Consider the following 16,628-nt stretch of genomic DNA (forward strand, 5'->3'; position numbering starts at 1 on the left):
TGGCGACAGGGCATTCATGCCTCAGGCATGTGTAACATGTGACGCATGCCCTTTCACATGCCAAGCGTCCTGAGCACCCTGCGAGTCCTCCCGTGAGGCCCGTGGTCGTCGTCGCCCTCGCGACAGCCCTGGTCGCCGGGCTCGTCCCCGCGACCGTGTCGAGCGCGGCAGCCGTGGCCGCCTCGGCGCCTGCGCCCGCAGCGAGCATCGCTCTCGCCCTCGAGGTCGCGAGCGACGGCCGCGGTCCCTTCACCCCGTCGGCCGGTGCCGGCGCCGACACGGGCCGGTCGAACGGCGTCGTCCGGACGCACGACCAGATCACCTATCGCGCGACCGTCAACGCGGTCGACGGCGCTGCCGACGACGAGACGATCCGGCTCGAGGCCCCCGCGAACACCTCCTGGGGCGCTCTCCCCCGCGAGTGCATCGCAGGATCGTCCGTGGCCGGCCCGATCCTGACCTGCGCCCTGGGGCGCGTCGAGACCGCGGTCCGCGCGGTGTCCGTCACTCTCGAGATCGACGGCTCGGCCCGGAACGGCCAGGTCGTCGCGATCACCGGGTCGGTGGCGGCGGGCGACACGTCGTCCGCCGACGAGCAGGTGCGCTCGCCCGAGACCGTCGTCTCCGCGGCGCCCCGCTTCGACCTGGTGAAGAACGGGAGCGCCTCGCTCCTGAAGGCCGGAGTCGCCGGGCCCGACGGCGAGCCGGGGCTCACCCTCACGTACCCGATCACCGTCGTGGCGCGGCCGCTCGTGCCCGGGCAGGGCGCGCTGGGCTCGGAGGAGCTGGCCGGGATCCTGCGCTTCCGCGACGACGTCTCTCGGCTCGAGGGGCGCGACACGAGTCGCGCTCGGCTGTACGACTGGGGCGGTCAGCCCTGCGGCCTGAACGGTCCGGGGTTCTTCCACTCGCTCCCGAGCGGACGGGGCGGCGGACGACGCGCCGTCGCCGACTCCGGAGTCGCGCGGTGCAGGCAGTCGGCGCCGGGGCAGCCGATCGACGTGAGCATCGACGGCACCGACACGCGGCTTGACTCGAGTCCCGACCTGAGCTCCACCGGCGGGGCGATCGAAGGGGGTGCTGCGCCCTACGTCATGTCGATGACCATCACCGTGTGGCTCCCCTCCCCGAGCGCCGGGTCGTCGGCCCTCGCGGTCAACACGTTCTCCGCGCTCTCGGCCACCAGCGTGAGCGGACAGGAGAACTACGGGGCGACCTCCGAGCCCCTCGCCAACAACGTGTCGTCGAGGCTGGTCTCGAACTTCCTGCCGGGCAGCGGATACAAGGCCTACGGCCGGGTGACGGCTTCGGGCTCCACGGTCCCCGGCTCGGGCAAGAGCGGCGACCCCTACGCGACGCCGATGACGCTCCTCCGCTCGCAGGTGAACCTGGCGAACAGCGGCCTCGGCACCTACCAGGGCGCGATCGCCTGCGACGTGTACGACCCGGGCGTCCAGACGCTGGCCGTCGGCCCGGCCGGCAGGTACGCCACGACCTCCGGTCAGCCGCGAGCCCGCATCGAGTACGCGGCGGTCCCCTGGACGACCCCGACGGCCGGTCGCGACGCGACGTGCTCCGACTCCGACGGACCGTGGTTCTCCTCGCCCGACGACGTCCCCGGCGGCGTGACGGCCGTCGACCGCGTCCGCGCCGTGTCCGACGTCCCCGGCAGCCAGCGACTCGACCTGTTCACCTACCTCCGGGTCGACGACGGCGCCTCGGCGACCCGCGTCCGGAACTTCGGGCAGCTGTTCTTCGGCGCCACCTCCGACGGCACCTGGGTCCACGACACCACGTCCGCCGATGTCGCCGGCGGTCCGCTCTCCGACTTCGTCGTCCGCACGACCGATCTCGCGCGCATCACGACCAAGGTCGTCGATCCCGGCTCGGACGCCGCCTCCACCCCCGACGCGACCAAGACGGCCACCGCAGGCAGCAGCCTCCGACTCGCGCTCTACCCGACCGTGACCAGCGCCGACACGGCCGCCCGGACCACGACCGTCACCGTCACCGACGTCCTGCCGGCGAACACCAGCTACATCGCCGGCAGCGCCTCGGTCTCCCCGACGTCCATCGACGAGGTCGACGGCCCGGGCGGCCCCGGCGACCGCCGGCAGCGGCTGACCTGGATCCTGCCCCACCGCACCGTCGGAGACCTCATCGACCCGCTCGTCTTCGACATCGCCGTGGCGGTCGACGCGCCGCCGAGCGCGCTGACGAACACCGCGACGGTGGCGTCCGACGGCGACATCTCGGCGGAGCGGTTCCGCACCGCGTCGCGGGCCGTGGAGGTCGTCTCGTCCGGCGGTCTGGCGGTGAGCACGACCGCCGTGCACCCGGTGATCGAGGTCGGCGACCCGGCCGAGTGGCTCCTGACGGCCGTCAACACCGACACGAGCGCGCTCGAGGGTCTCGACCTGATCGACGTGCTGCCCTCCGACGGCGACACGGGCGGGTCGTCGTTCGCCGGCCGCGTGCACCTGGCGAGTCCCGTCGTCCCCGGCGCCGCCCTCCGTGAGCGGGTGCTCTACTCCGCCGCCCCGCCGTCGACGATCTCGCTCGACCCGGCCGCCGAGTCCAATGCGCTCACGGCCGCCGGAGCATCGGCGGGCAGCGCCGCCACGACCTGGTGCGAGCTGTCGGCGCTGGGCACGGCCGGCTGCCCCCGGTCGCTCGCAGAGGTCACCGCCGTGCGGATCCTGCGCGGCGCCGCACTCCCCGTCGGAGGCCGCGCAGAGCACCACCTCCGGGTCGACGTGCCCCGAGCCGCCGACGGAGACCTGCTCGTCGACCGGTTCGGCCTCCGGGCGTCCAACCTCGCGCTCCCGGTCAGGAGCGACTTCGCGACCGTCCGCGTCGTCGCAGGCGCGGTCGGCGACTTCGTCTGGAGCGACACCGACGGCGACGGTGTCCAGAGCAGGGGAGAGCCCGGCGTCGGCGGCATCGCCGTCCGACTGACCGGCACCGACGACATCGGCCGCCCCGTCTCCCGGTCGACCACCACGGACGCCACGGGCCGGTACCTCTTCGCCGGGCTCCGCTCCGGGTCGTACGAGCTGACCTTCACGCGCCCGGACGGGAGCCGGTGGACCCGAACCGGCGCGAGCGGCGATCCTGCGCTCGACTCGGACGTCAGCCTCGCGGGCGCGACCAGCGTGCAGCTGAAGCGCGAAGAACTCGCCGGAGCGCTCGTCGGGGTCGACACCCGACTCGACGTCGACGCGGGCCTGGTGCTCCCGGAGGAGCCGGTCATCGTCCTGCCCGTCATCGATCCGCCGGGCGTTCTGATCGGCACGCGACCGGACCCGGAGGGCGTCCACCCGGGCACCACGACCGCGACCACGAGCGCGGCCGGCCCCGACCACCTGGCCTTCACGGGTACGGCCCTGCTCGTGCCGGGCGGCGCGGCGCTGCTCCTCCTCCTCGCCGGAGGGATCGCGATCCTGCTCTCCAGGCGGCGCCGCTCCGACGGGTAGCGGGTGCGAGCCCCCCGCGTGACGGTTCGTTACGCGGGGGGCTGTGGCTGCGCGCGCGGGTGCCGGACGATGAAGCCATGACCCGACAGATCCGCTTCAACGCCTTCGACATGAACTGCGTGGCCCACCAGTCGTCCGGCCTCTGGCGCCACCCGAACGACCGGTCGCGCCACTACAACGACATCGAGTACTGGACGAGCCTCGCGAAGCTGCTCGAGTCGGGCACCTTCGACGGCATCTTCATCGCCGACGTCCTCGGCACGTACGACGTCTACGGCGGCAACAACATCGCAGCCGTCCGCAACGGCGCGCAGGTGCCGGTGAACGACCCGGTGCTGCTCGTCTCCGCGATGGCGGCTGTCACGAAGCACCTCGGCTTCGGCGTCACGGCCGGCACCGCGTACGAGCACCCCTACCCGTTCGCCCGCAGGATGTCGTCGCTCGACCACCTGACCAAGGGTCGCGTCGGCTGGAACGTCGTCACCGGCTACCTGCCGAGCGCCGCGCGCAACATGGGCCACGACGACCAGCTCGAGCACGACGCCCGCTACGACGTCGCGAGCGAGTACCTCGACGTGCTCTACAAGCTGTGGGAGGGCTCGTGGGAGGACGACGCGGTCGTCGAAGACCGCGAGGGCGGCGTCTTCACCGACCCCGAGAAGGTGCACGAGATCGGCCACCGCGGCGAGCACTACACCGTTCCCGGCATCCACCTCTCGGAGCCGTCGATCCAGCGCTCCCCCGTCATCTACCAGGCCGGCGCGTCGCCTCGCGGTGTCGCCTTCGCGGCCGACAACGCCGAGGCCATCTTCGTGTCCGCTCCGACCGGGGCGGTGCTGAAGGCGACGGTCGGCAGGATCCGCGACGCCCTCGAGAAGGCGGGTCGCGACCGCTACTCAGCCAAGATCTACACGCTGCTCACGATCATCACCGACGAGACGCACGAGAAGGCCGAGGCGAAGCACGAGGAGTACCTCCGCTACGCGAGCGAGGAGGGCGCGCTCGTGTTCATGTCGGGCTGGACCGGCATCGACCTGTCGCAGTACGACCTCGACCAGCCGATCGGCGACGTGCAGGGCAACGCGATCCAGTCGGTGATCGAGAACTTCAAGGAGTCGGCGAAGCTCGACGGCCGCGAGTGGACGGTCCGCGACATCGCCCGATTCGGCGCCATCGGCGGCCTCGGGCCGATCTTCGTCGGCTCGGGAGCCGAGGTCGCCGACCACCTCCAGGCCCTCGTGGCCGAGACCGACGTCGACGGGTTCAACCTCGCCTACGCCGTCTCGCCCGGCACCTGGGAGGACGTCATCGAGCACGTGATCCCCGAGCTCCGTGCCCGCGGTGCCTACCCGACCGAGTACGCGCCCGGGTCGCTCCGGGAGAAGCTGCACGGGCGCGGCGACCGCCTGCCCGAGGAGCACCGCGGGGCGAGCTTCCGCATCGGCGGCGCCCGCTCCACGTCGACGGGGAGTGTCGCCGACGCCGCCCGCGTCTCGGCGTAGCCCGCCGCCGCCCCGCCTCCGGGCCCGGCGACGGCTGCCGTGCAACGTCTCACGGACGAGGCACCCTGCCGCGGCCGGGTGCGGTGTCCGTGCAACGTCGGGCGGCACCGCGCACCACGGCAGGACACACGAAGGCCCCGACACCCTCGCGGGTGCCGGGGCCTTCGTGATGAGGCGAAAGGCGGGAGGCGGCGGAGACTAGACGCGCTCGTCGAGGAGCACGTAGCCCTCCTCGCCGTGCACGGCCGTGTCGATGCCGGCGATCTCGTCCTCGTTGGTGACTCGGAAGCCCATCGTCTTCTGGATGATCCAGCCGATCGCGTAGGCGAGAGCGAACGAGTAGACCATGACGACGAGGGCCGCGAGAGCCTGCACGCCGAGCTGGTGGAAGCCGCCGCCGTAGATGAGGCCGATGCCCTTGTAGGCGAAGACGCCGATGAAGAGGGTTCCGACGATGCCGCCGATGAGGTGGACGCCGACGACGTCGAGCGAGTCGTCGAAGCCGAGGCGGAACTTGAGGTCGATCGCGAGGCAGCAGACGGCGCCGGCGACGACACCGAGGACCATGCCCCAGAAGGGCGTGAGCGCGGCACAGGCGGGAGTGATCGCGACGAGGCCGGCGACGGCGCCCGAGGCGGCGCCGACCGAGGTGGCCTTGCCGTCCTTGAGCTTCTCGACGACGAGCCAGCCGAGCACGGCCGCGGCGGGGGCTGCGAGGGTGTTGATGAAGGCGATCGACGCGGTTCCGTCGGCGGCGAGCTCGGAGCCCGCGTTGAAGCCGAACCAGCCGAACCAGAGCAGGCCCGCACCGAGCATCACGAAGGGAGGGTTGTGCGGCTTGTAGGCGCCCTTGGCGAAGCCGACGCGCTTGCCGAGGACGAGGGCGAGCGCGAGGCCCGCGGATCCTGCGTTGATGTGCACCGCGGTACCGCCGGCGAAGTCGATCAGGCCCATCCGAGCCAGCCATCCGCCGTCGACCACGGAGCCGTCCTTGCCGAGGGTGAAGTTGAAGACCCAGCTGGCGACGGGGAAGTACACGATGGTCGCCCAGACGCCGGCGAAGACCATCCACGCGCCGAACTTGGCGCGGTCGGCGATGGCGCCCGAGATGAGGGCGACGGTGATGATCGCGAAGGTGGCCTGGAACGCCGCGAAGGCGAGACCCGGGTAGCCGGCCTTGGTCGCGGAGTTGGCCTGGTCGACCAGCGCGTTGAGGCTGAACAGCGTCGGGTCGAACCCGATGACGCCGTCGATGCCGATGAAGTGCTCGGTCGCCCCGGCGCCGCCGGCAGCGCCGGAGAACACCATCGAGTACCCGTACAGGACCCACAGGACGGCGATGAGGCCGATCGCGCCGAAGCTGAGCATCATCATGCTGATGACGCTCTTGGCCTTGACGAGTCCGCCGTAGAAGAAGGCGAGGCCGGGGGTCATGAGCAGGACCATGGCGGCCGTGATCAGGACGTAGGCGGTATTGCCTTGGTCGAACATCTGGTGTCACCTCTCAGTTGTGCAGTGCGGGGCTCCCGGCGCGCTCGAGGAACAACATGCGGGTGGATCGAGTTCGCCGCCTCGGGATACCGCTCATCCTGGCGGCAGCACGTTTCGATCCGTGTGCCTCGATGTTTCGCCGATGTAACACGATTCGGCCCCTTGTAAACATGAGGTTTCGCGAATCTGACCGCGCGGCAGGAATCGCCCCTGAGATGCGGGCAGCCCGAAGGCGTCTAGAGGAGGGTGAGCGCGACGAGCCGCGACATGGCCCGGAGGTACTTCTTGCGGTAGCCGCCCGCGAGCATGTCGGCCCCGAACACCTCGTCGAGAGGGACACCGGAGGCGACCACCCGGACCTGGGCGTCGTAGAGGCGGTCGACGAACGCGACGAAGCGGAGCGCCTGAGTCTGGTCGTGCAGCGGCGCGACGTCGCGGAGGGCGACCGCGTCGACGCCGTCGATCAGCTTCACGTACTTCGAGGGGTGCACGGTGGCGAGGTGCTCGATGACGGCGGCGAAGTCGTCGACCGAGACCACGCCCTCCTGGGCGTCGATCGCAGGATCGAGGTCGCCGGTCACGACCGCGTGCGCCTCCACCTCGCGCCGCCGGTAGTCGGTGCCGTCGATGCGGAGGGTGCGGAAGCGGCCGGAGAGGGCCTGGATCTCGCGGAGGAAGTCGCTGGCGGCGAACCGACCCTCGCCGAGCGCGTTCGGCGGGGTGTTGGAGGTCGCCGCCATCTTCGTGCCCGAGTCGGCCAGCTCGCCGAGCAGCCTGGTCATGATCATGGTGTCGCCCGGGTCGTCGAGCTCGAACTCGTCGATGCAGATCAGGCTCGCGCCGGTGAGCTGCTTGATGGCGCCCTGGTACCCGACGGCGCCGACGAGCGCCGTGTACTCGATGAAGGTGCCGAAGAACTTGGTGCCCGCGTCGGGAGCACCGGGCATGCGGTGCCAGAGGGCGGCCAGGAGGTGGGTCTTGCCGACGCCGAAGCCGCCGTCGAGGTAGAGGCCGGGCGTCGACGACGACGCGGCCCGTCGCCGGAACAGGCCCCTGGCGGCCGGGGCGGGCTCGGCGAAGGCGCGGACGGCCTCGACGGCCTCGGTCTGCGACGCGTACTGCGGATCGGGGCGGTAGTTGTCGAGCGAGGCGCCGTCGAACTGGCGCGGCGGCACGAGGTGGGCGACGATCTCCGCTGCCGAGATGCTGGGCGACCGGTCGGTGAGGGAGACGATCGCTCTGGTGGTCTCGTGGGACATCGAGCGGTGCCTGCCAATCTGTGTCAGAGTCGTATGGGCCGGGCCCGGCATATTCGGACGGCGCCTGCCGTTGAGGTTTTCGTCCGGTGGGCCGAGTTTACCGCCGGCCCCGTGAGCACGAGCCGCCCGAAGGGCGGCACCAGGAGGTAGAAATGACCGTCGACCGCGATCCGTCCCCGAAGTTCAGCGAGTACGCGCACCCCGAGCGTCTCGTGTCGACCGACTGGCTCGCCGAGCACCTCGGCGACGAGGGCCTCGTCGTCGTGGAGTCCGACGAGGACGTCCTGCTCTACGAGGTCGGGCACATCGAGGGCGCCGTGAAGCTCGACTGGCACACCGACCTCAACGACCCGGTCCAGCGCGACTACGTCTCGCCGGAGCGCTTCGCCGAGCTGATGCGCGAGCGCGGCATCTCGCCCGACACCACCGTCGTCGTCTACGGCGACAAGAACAACTGGTGGGCCGCCTACGCCCTGTGGGTGTTCACCCTCTTCGGCCACTCCGACGTCCGCCTCCTCGACGGCGGCCGCGCGAAGTGGGAGGCCGAGGGCCGGGGCTTCACGCTCGACGCCCCCGACGTCGCCACCGCCGAGTACCCGGTGCCGGTGCGCGACGACTCGGTCGTCCGCGCCTTCAGAGACGACGTGCTCGCCCACTTCGGCAGCCCCCTGATCGACGTCCGCTCCCCCGAGGAGTACGACGGCTCGCGCACGACGGCGCCGGCCTACCCCGAGGAGGGCGCCCTGCGAGCCGGGCACATCCCGAGCGCCAAGAACGTCCCGTGGGGCAAGGCGGCGGCCGACGACGGCACCTTCCGTCCGCTCGCCGAGCTCGACGCGATCTACCGCGACGGCGCCGGTCTCGCCTCCGGCGACGACGTCATCGCCTACTGCCGCATCGGCGAGCGGTCGAGCCACACCTGGTTCGTGCTCCACCATCTGATGGGCTTCGAGAACGTCCGCAACTACGACGGCTCCTGGACCGAGTGGGGCTCCGCCGTCCGCGTGCCGATCGCGACCGGCTCCGAGCCCGGCGAGGCCCCGGTGGCCGCGGCACGATGACCGGCTCCGCACCGTCCGAGTCCGCCGCTCTCCCCGAGGCGCTGGCCGAGATCCGTCACGACTTCCTCGACCTCGGCGTGAAAGACCGCCTCCAGCTGCTCCTCGAGTTCTCGAACGAGCTCCCGGAGCTCCCCGCGCGCTACGCCGACCACCCCGACCTCCTTGAGCAGGTCGTCGAGTGCCAGTCGCCGGTGTTCATCTTCGTCGAGATCGACGACGGGCTCGTCCACCTCTACGCGACGGCTCCGCGGGAGTCGCCGACCACGCGCGGCTTCGCGTCGATCGTGGCGCAGGGACTCGACGGGCTCACGGTCGACGAGGCGCTCGGAGTCCCCGACGACTACCCGCAGACCATCGGTCTCGTCGAGGCGGTCAGCCCGCTCCGCATCCGCGGGATGACGGCGCTGCTCGGCCGGGCCAAACGGCAGATCCGCGAGAAGTCGGCCGCGTGATCCTGCGTCTCCTGCACCGGTCGCCCGACGCCGGGCCCGACGTCGAGACCGCCCTCGAGGTCGGCGCCGACGCCACGCAGGAGACTCTCGCCAGCTGGTACGCCCCGCCCGCGACGCCCTGGCTGCGCATCAATCTGATCGCTGCTGTCTCGGGCGACGCGGCCGGGGCCGACGGCACGAGCGACACCCTCAGCAATCCCGCCGACCGCGCGATCCTGCGGGCCGTCCGCGACGTCGCCGACGCCGTCGTCGTGGGCGCCGCGAGCGTCCGGGCCGAGGGGTACCGCGTACCGCCGTCGGCGAAGCTCGTCGTCGTCACCTCGACCGGCGACCTCAGCGGTCACCGCATCGCGCCCGAGCGTGCCGAGCGCGTGGTCGTCGTCTGCCCCGAGAACGCGGTCGGCCGGGTCGAGGAGTCCCTCGGCGACAGCCTCTGCCGGCTCGCCACGATCGCGCCGGTGGCCGACACGGGCGGCAGGATCGCGCCCCGGGCCATCGTCGAGACCCTCCACGCGCGCGGCCTCACGTCGCTCGTCTGCGAGGGCGGACCGTCGCTCGCCGGTCAGTTCGTCCGCGACCACCTGGTCGACGAGCTGTGCCTCTCGACGTCGCCGGTCGTCATCGGGAGCGGCCTGCCCGTCTTCGGCTCGGAGCGCTTCGACGCCTCGAGGCTGAGCCTCAGCCAGCTGCTCATCGACGACCAGAGCGCTCTGTACGCCCGGTGGCGGGTCGAAGGCGCCGAAGCCACCCGCTGATCGCCCCCTCGAAGCGCTCGGGCTCCATATTCCAGAGCTTCGTGTGCCGGGCGACGTGGAAGTCCTCCAGCGTCACGAGGTCCGGTCGGGCGAGCGCCAGAGCCCGCGACGCGGTCGAGGGCACGAACCCGTCGTCGTCGCTGTGCAGGATCAGCACCGGCACCGTGATCTTCTCGGCCCCGGCGACGAGGTCGAGCGCGTCGAAGTCGATCGGTGCGGCCTGCCCGGTGATCGCCGAGAGGCGACGGGCGCCCAGGATCGCGAGGACGGCCTTCTGCATAGGACCGGGCAGGTGGAGCGCGTCGCCCTGGTAGCGGAGCGTCGTCCGCCAGTCGACCACCGGCGATTCGAGGACGAGCCCCTCGATGACGCCGCGGTGCTCCGAGCGGAGGAGCGTCTGCAGCACGAGGGCGCCGCCCATCGACCAGCCCATCAGGACGACGCTCGTCGCGCCGTGCTCGACGGCGTACTCGATGGCCGCGTCGACGTCGGCCCACTCGGTGAGCCCGAGCCCGTAGCGGCCGTCCGACGACGCCGGAGCCTCGCCGTCGTTGCGGTACGAGACGACGAGGGTCGTGAACCCGGCCTCGCGGAACGGCGGCACCGCGCGGAGGGTCTCGGCCCGCACCACTCCCCGGCCGTGGACGATCACGGCCCAGCGGCCGCCCGTGGGCGCACCGGGATCGGCATCGGCCGCCGGGATCTCCCAGGCGGGTGCCGGCCCGGCGTCGGTGTCGACCTCGACCTCGGTGAAGGGCAGTCCGAGGTCGGATGGACGCCGGTAGTACCAGCCGAGGAGCCGCCCGCGCCTCGCCTCGTCGAGGGCGCCCTCGTCGACCGCGTCGACCCGGCGGACGACGACGGCGCCGTCGTCGCTGACGACCTCGCCCAGCCGGGCGTAGCCCCGGCCCTCGTCGAAGAGGAACCCGTAGCGGCCCGGCAGGCGGGTGTCGGGCGTCGAGGTCAGGGCGACGGTGCCCTCGTCGTGGTCAACGCGCAGGATGCGGATCCGCTCGTGCCGCTCTCTCGCCGGCGTGACGACGAAGCGGGCGACCGCGTAGGTCAGACCGGCGAAGCCCGCGAGTGCCACGACCCCGGCGCCGCCCGCCGACACGCCGGCGATGATCGCGACCAGACGGGCCGCGGCCCGACGGGGCGACATCACGGGGACGGCGGGGATCCCGAGACCACCGGGTGATCCTGCGACACGTGTCATGGAGGCGCCTCCGGTCGAAGTCGTGCTGGGGGTGCAGGGCTGCCTCTCGGCGTGCCGCTGGCCACCGGTTCGTCTTCGAGCCTAGTCTTCCTACGTGTCCGAAACTCCCTCAGGTCCTCAGGCGACGCCGGTGCTGCCCGCCGCCTTCGCGGCCGCGGTGGACGCGATCCGCGCGCTCGAGTCGCGCGACGACCTGGCGGTCACCGAGATCCCGGCTCCGGGCGGACTCGCCCCGAGCTCCTTCGCTCTCGCAGCCGACGTCGTCGGCGCGCGGGGTGCCGCCGATCCCGACCTCGGGACCGGCCGCTTCATCGTCCTGTACGACGCCGACGAGCCCGAGCAGTGGGGCGGCCCCTGGCGCGTGGTCAGCTTCGCGCAGGCTCCCCTCGAGACAGAGATCGGTCTCGACCCGTTCGTCGCCGACGTCGCCTGGAGCTGGCTCATCGACTCGCTCGAGGCGAACGGCGCGGAGTACACCGCCGCGTCCGGGACGGCCACCAAGATCCTCTCGACCGGGTACGGCGAGCTGGCGGCGCAGGGCGACGGAGCGCAGCTCGAGCTGCGCGCGTCGTGGTCGCCGACCGGCGGCTCGCTCGCCTCGCACGTCGAGGCCTGGTCCGAGCTGATCTGCACGCTCGCCGGGCTCCCCCCGACCGCCGAGGGCGTGACCCTCCTCGCTTCCCGAAGGGTGGGGCGTGAGCAGTAGTCCCAGTCCCGACGCCCAGGCGTCGGCCGCACCGCGCATCTCGACCGCCGACGACGACCACGGCGTCGTCGAGGTCATCGCCACCCGCGAGGAGTACCTCGAGGCCGTCCGCGCCATCGCGGCCGGACACGGGCCCATCTCCATCGACGCCGAGCGGGCCTCCGGCTACCGGTACTCGCAGCGCGCCTACCTGATCCAGATCTTCCGCCGCGGCTCCGGCGTCTTCCTCTTCGACCCTCCGGCGATCGGCTCGTTCGCCGAGCTCGACGCGGAGATCCGCGACGAGGAGTGGGTGCTGCACGCGGCCTCGCAAGACCTGGCCTGCCTCCGCGAGGTCGGCCTCGACCCGACGCGCATCTTCGACACCGAGCTCGGTGCCCGGCTCGCCGGCATGCCCCGCGTGGGCCTCGGCGCCGTCGTCGAGGAGCTCCTCGGCATCCACCTCGCCAAGGAGCACTCGGCGGCCGACTGGTCGACGAGGCCTCTCCCCCAGAGCTGGCTCGTCTACGCCGCCCTCGACGTCGAGCTCCTCGTCGACCTGCGCGACGCCATGCACGCGCTGCTGTCCGAGCAGGAGAAGATCGAGATCGCCGAGGAGGAGTTCGAGGCGACCCTCCGCCGCGAGGCGAAGCCGCCGAAGCAGGAGCCCTGGCGCCGCACCTCCGGTCTCTCCACGCTTCGCGGGCAGCGGGCCCTGGGCCTCGTCCGCGAGCTCTGGGAGGCGCGCGACGAGTACGCCCGCGAGGTCGACACCGCCGCCGGCCGCCTTCTCCCCGACTCCTCGATCATCGCGGCCGTCCGCGGGAACCCGCCGACCAAGCGCGAGCTCGGCGCCATGAAGGAGTTCGTGGGGCGCGCCAGCCGCTCCGAGCTCGGCCGCTGGTGGGCCGCCCTCGAGCGCGGTCGCGCCACGAGCGACCTGCCGTCCCTCCGCGGTCCGGCGAGCGACACGCTGCCCCCGCCCCGCTCCTGGATCGACCGCGCCCCCGAGGCCGACGCGCGCTACAAGGCCGCCCGGCCCAAGCTGCAGCACATGTCCGAGGCCATGTCGATCCCGGTGGAGAACCTCCTCACCCCCGACCACCTCCGACGTCTCGCCTGGGACGTCCCCGAGGTCCTCGACCTGGAGCACATCGGCGACGCCCTGCGCCAGGCCGGAGCCAGGGAGTGGCAGATCGAGGCGACCGCTCCGAGCATCCTGCAGGCCTTTGTCGAGGCCCGCCAATCGGCCAGCGACGACGCCGACGAGCGTTCGTAGGAACAGTCAAAGGATTCCTGCCCCACAGGTGTCGCTTCTAGGATTCAGGCAGTCGAGATCAGACTGAGGAAGCATCAGGAGGCAGAGTGGCCGAGAGAACAGAGGTCGTGTTCGTCGACGGGGTCCGTACCCCGTTCGGACGAGCCGGCGACAAGGGCATGTACTGGCAGACACGGGCCGACGACCTGGTCGTGAAGGCCATGAAGGGGCTCCTCGGGCGGAACCCCGGGCTCGATCCTGCGGACATCGACGACGTCGCGATCGCGGCCACGACCCAGACGGGCGACCAGGGCCTCACCCTCGGACGCACCACTGCGCTCCTCGCCGGGCTCCCCCGCTCCGTGCCCGGCTACGCCATCGACCGCATGTGCGCGGGCGCGATGACGAGTGTCACCAGCGTCGCCGGAGCCATCGCCTTCGGCGCCTACGACTTCGCCCTCGCCGGCGGGGTCGAGCACATGGGCCGACACCCGATGGGCTTCGACGCCGACCCCAATCCGCGGTTCCTCACCGAGAAGCTCGTCAGCGGCGAGGCCCTCAACATGGGCAACACCGCCGAGCGCATCCACGACCGGTTCCCGGCGCTCACCAAGGAGCGCTCCGACCGGTTCGCCCTCGGCTCGCAGCAGAAGCTCGCGCAGGCCTACGCCGACCGCCACATCCAGCCCGACCTCGTCTCGGTCGCGATCAAGACCAGCGCAGGATGGGGGCTCGCCGACCGCGACGAGGCGCCCCGCCCCGAGACCACCCTCGAGGGCCTCGCCACGCTCCGCACGCCGTTCCGGCCGCACGGGCGGGTGACCGCCGGCAACTCGTCCGGCCTCAACGACGGCGCGACCGTCAGCCTCATCGCCTCCGATGACGCAGCCAGCCGCGCCGGCCTCGCTCCGAAGATGCGGCTCGTCAGCTTCGCCTTCGCCGGCGTCGAGCCCGAGATCATGGGCATCGGTCCCGTGCCATCGACCGAGAAGGCGCTCCGCAAGGCGGGTCTCACGATCGACGACATCGGGCTCTTCGAGCTCAACGAGGCGTTCGCCGTGCAGGTGCTGTCGCTCCTCGACCACTTCGGCATCGACGACGACGACCCGCGCGTCAACCCGTGGGGCGGCGCGATCGCCGTCGGCCACCCGCTGGCGTCCTCCGGCGTCCGGCTGATGATCCAGCTCGCGCGCCAGTTCGAGCTGCACCCCGAGGTCCGCTACGGCCTGACCGCCATGTGCGTCGGCCTCGGCCAGGGCGGCAGCGTCATCTGGGAGAACCCGCACTTCGACGGACGGAAAGGAAAGAGGCGATGACCGACACCAGCCTCCTGCTCGCGCTCTCGGCCGACGAGGTCGTCACCCACTCGTACGTCCGCGACGTCGCGCTGCCCTCGGGCGGCACCCTCGCCCTCGTCACGCTCGACAACGACCGCGACCACCGGCGCCCGCCGACTCTCGGGCCAGCGACGCTCGTCGAGTTCTCCGAGACGATGGACGCCCTCCGGGCGCGCGCCACAGCCGGCGAGATCCAGGCGATCGCCGTCACCGGCAAGCAGTACTTCCTCGCCGCCGGGGCCGACCTGTCGAAGGTCGGTCAGATCCCCTCGCGTGAGGCCGGCAAGCAGATGGCGCAGCTCGGGCACGAGGCGCTCGGCAAGCTCCACGACGCGGGAGTGCCCACGTTCGTCTTCATCAACGGCCTCGCGCTCGGCGGCGGCATGGAGATCGCGCTGAACGCCGACTACCGGACCGTCGACGAGACGGCTCCCGCCCTGGCGTTCCCCGAGGTCTTCCTCGGCATCATCCCCGGCTGGGGCGGCGCGTGGCTGCTGCCGAACCTCATCGGCATCGAGAACGCCCTCCGCGTCATCGTCGAGAACCCGCTGAAGAACAACCGGACCCTCAAGGCGCGCCAGGCCTTCGAGCTCGGGATCGCCGACGCGATCTTCGGGTCGGCGGCCTTCCTCGAGGAGTCCATCGCGTGGGCCGACAAGGTCGTGCACGGCGCGATCACGGTCGACCGGCCCAACGTGCCCGGCAAGATCGAGCGCGCCGTGAAGTGGGACGCGGCGATCGGCATCGCCCGGAAGTCCCTCCAGTCGCGGATCGGGACGGTCGCGAAGTCGCCGTACGCGGCGCTCGACCTCCTGGCCGGAGCGAAGCGCGCCTCCCGCGAGGAGGGCTTCGCCGCCGAGGACGAGGCTCTCGCCGACCTCGTCTCGGGCGACCAGTTCCGAGCCAGCATCTACGCGTTCGACCTCGTGCAGAAGCGCGCCAAGCACCCCGCCGGGGCACCCTCGGCCGACCTCGCGAAGAAGATCACGAAGGTCGGAATCGTGGGCGCGGGTCTCATGGCCTCGCAGTTCGCCCTGCTGTTCGTCCGGAAGCTGAAGGTGCCGGTGGTCATCACCGACATCGACCAGGCGCGGGTCGACAAGGGCGTGACCTCGATCCGGTCGTCCATCGACGAGCTCCAGGCCAAGGGCCGGATCAACGCCGACGAGTCGAACCGCCTGCAGGCGCTGATCTCCGGCACCACCGACATCGCCGACTTCTCCGACGCCGACTGGGTGATCGAGGCCGTCTTCGAGGAGCTCCAGGTCAAGCGCGACGTCTTCGCCAACGTCGAGCGGGTCGTCTCGGAGTCCTGCGTGCTCGCGACCAACACGTCGTCGCTGTCGGTCACGGCCATCGGAGCCGATCTCGCGCATCCGGAGCGGCTCGTCGGGTTCCACTTCTTCAACCCCGTCGCCGTCATGCCGCTCGTCGAGGTGGTCAACACCGACGTGACCGACGAGGAGACCCTCTCGACCGCCATGGTGGTGGCGAAGACCCTGGGCAAGAGCGCGGTCATCACCCGCGACGCTCCCGGCTTCGTCGTGAACCGCGTGCTCGCGAAGCTCCTCGGCGAGGCGATGCACGCCGTCGAGACCGGCACGCCGTTCGAGGTGGTCGACCGGGCCACCGCGCCGTTCGGCCTCCCCATGACGCCGTTCGAGCTCCTCGAGCTCGTCGGCCTGACCGTCGGCGCCCACGTGCTCGACACGCACCACGCGGCGTTCCCCGACCGCTTCTTCGAGAGCGAGGCTCTGCACCGCCTCGCCGAGCACGGCCGGATCTTCGACCGCGACTCGAAGGGGAAGCGCCGAGGCTTCGACAAGAAGGCTGTCGCGATCGTCGCCGGCCGGGGCACGGCGATGACCGAGGAGCAGCTCCTGACCAGGATCGAGGACGGCCTCGCCGACGAGATCGGCCGCATGCTCGACGACGGCGTGGTCGCGGCCCCGGAGGACATCGACCTGTGCCTGATCCTCGGCGCCGGGTGGCCGTTCCAGATGGGCGGGGCGACGCCCTACCTCGACCGCGTCGGGGCCTCCGAGCGGGTGCGCGGCCGGACCTTCCACGATCCTGCGATCCGCGGAGTCGCCTGACCCGCGATCGTCGGCACGTCGCCCGCGAAGCGAATCGCCG

At 71.7% G+C, this 16,628-nt stretch carries 12 protein-coding genes; 9 read left to right on the forward strand and 3 right to left on the reverse strand.

Going from position 1 to position 16,628, the window contains the following annotated elements; all coding sequences use genetic code 11:
- Positions 1 to 92 precede the first annotated feature (92 nt).
- Both ABD733_RS02300 and ABD733_RS02305 read left to right on the forward strand, forming a co-directional pair.
- Positions 93 to 3,476, forward strand: a complete 3,384-nt coding sequence (locus tag ABD733_RS02300; RefSeq protein WP_344793423.1) for an SdrD B-like domain-containing protein — start codon at positions 93 to 95, stop codon at positions 3,474 to 3,476.
- Positions 3,477 to 3,553: 77 nt separating this feature from the next.
- The gene (locus ABD733_RS02305) at positions 3,554 to 4,978 is read left to right on the forward strand and encodes an LLM class flavin-dependent oxidoreductase (protein ID WP_344793424.1); all 1,425 of its coding nucleotides are present in this window, start codon (positions 3,554 to 3,556) and stop codon (positions 4,976 to 4,978) included.
- A gap of 198 nt (positions 4,979 to 5,176) precedes the next feature.
- Here ABD733_RS02305 and ABD733_RS02310 read toward each other — a convergent pair whose 3' ends face one another.
- Complete coding sequence (locus ABD733_RS02310) at positions 5,177 to 6,469, reverse strand: ammonium transporter (protein WP_344793425.1); 1,293 nt, start codon at positions 6,467 to 6,469, stop codon at positions 5,177 to 5,179.
- Between the two features lie 236 nt (positions 6,470 to 6,705).
- The gene (gene zapE, locus ABD733_RS02315; protein WP_344793426.1) at positions 6,706 to 7,728 is read right to left on the reverse strand and encodes a cell division protein ZapE; all 1,023 of its coding nucleotides are present in this window, start codon (positions 7,726 to 7,728) and stop codon (positions 6,706 to 6,708) included.
- A gap of 152 nt (positions 7,729 to 7,880) precedes the next feature.
- Between zapE and ABD733_RS02320 the strand changes: the two genes are divergently transcribed.
- From ABD733_RS02320 to ABD733_RS02330, 3 genes are read left to right on the forward strand one after another with little or no spacing between them, the layout of a single operon-like run.
- The gene (locus ABD733_RS02320) at positions 7,881 to 8,789 is read left to right on the forward strand and encodes a sulfurtransferase (protein WP_344793427.1); all 909 of its coding nucleotides are present in this window, start codon (positions 7,881 to 7,883) and stop codon (positions 8,787 to 8,789) included.
- The gene (locus ABD733_RS02325; protein ID WP_344793428.1) at positions 8,786 to 9,241 is read left to right on the forward strand and encodes a SufE family protein; all 456 of its coding nucleotides are present in this window, start codon (positions 8,786 to 8,788) and stop codon (positions 9,239 to 9,241) included. The genes ABD733_RS02320 and ABD733_RS02325 overlap by 4 nt, the downstream gene beginning before the upstream one ends.
- Positions 9,238 to 9,996 (forward strand): dihydrofolate reductase family protein, encoded by a 759-nt coding sequence (locus tag ABD733_RS02330; protein WP_344793429.1) that lies wholly within the window; start codon positions 9,238 to 9,240, stop codon positions 9,994 to 9,996. The genes ABD733_RS02325 and ABD733_RS02330 overlap by 4 nt, the downstream gene beginning before the upstream one ends.
- On the opposite strand, the gene ABD733_RS02335 is transcribed toward ABD733_RS02330, so the two are convergent.
- On the reverse strand, positions 9,932 to 11,212 hold the full coding sequence (locus ABD733_RS02335; protein WP_344793430.1) for an alpha/beta hydrolase family protein: 1,281 nt from the start codon (positions 11,210 to 11,212) through the stop codon (positions 9,932 to 9,934). The two genes, ABD733_RS02330 and ABD733_RS02335, sit on opposite strands and share 65 nt — an antisense overlap.
- A gap of 94 nt (positions 11,213 to 11,306) precedes the next feature.
- On the opposite strand from ABD733_RS02335, the gene ABD733_RS02340 reads away from it, so the two are divergent.
- The 4 genes from ABD733_RS02340 to ABD733_RS02355 all read left to right on the forward strand — a co-directional run bounded on the left by ABD733_RS02340 (position 11,307) and on the right by ABD733_RS02355 (position 16,588).
- Entirely contained in the window at positions 11,307 to 11,918 is a 612-nt protein-coding gene (locus tag ABD733_RS02340) for a DUF3000 domain-containing protein (RefSeq protein WP_344793431.1), read from the forward strand.
- Positions 11,919 to 11,955: 37 nt separating this feature from the next.
- A complete protein-coding gene (locus tag ABD733_RS02345) occupies positions 11,956 to 13,176 on the forward strand; it encodes an HRDC domain-containing protein (protein WP_425552886.1) in 1,221 nt (406 codons plus the stop codon).
- Between the two features lie 86 nt (positions 13,177 to 13,262).
- Entirely contained in the window at positions 13,263 to 14,471 is a 1,209-nt protein-coding gene (locus tag ABD733_RS02350) for a thiolase family protein (protein ID WP_344793432.1), read from the forward strand.
- Complete coding sequence (locus ABD733_RS02355; protein WP_344793433.1) at positions 14,468 to 16,588, forward strand: 3-hydroxyacyl-CoA dehydrogenase NAD-binding domain-containing protein; 2,121 nt, start codon at positions 14,468 to 14,470, stop codon at positions 16,586 to 16,588. Before ABD733_RS02350 ends, ABD733_RS02355 begins: the two co-directional genes overlap by 4 nt.
- Positions 16,589 to 16,628 lie beyond the last annotated feature (40 nt).

Source organism: Frondihabitans peucedani, assembly GCF_039537585.1.
In the GTDB taxonomy this organism is placed as follows: domain Bacteria; phylum Actinomycetota; class Actinomycetes; order Actinomycetales; family Microbacteriaceae; genus Frondihabitans; species Frondihabitans peucedani.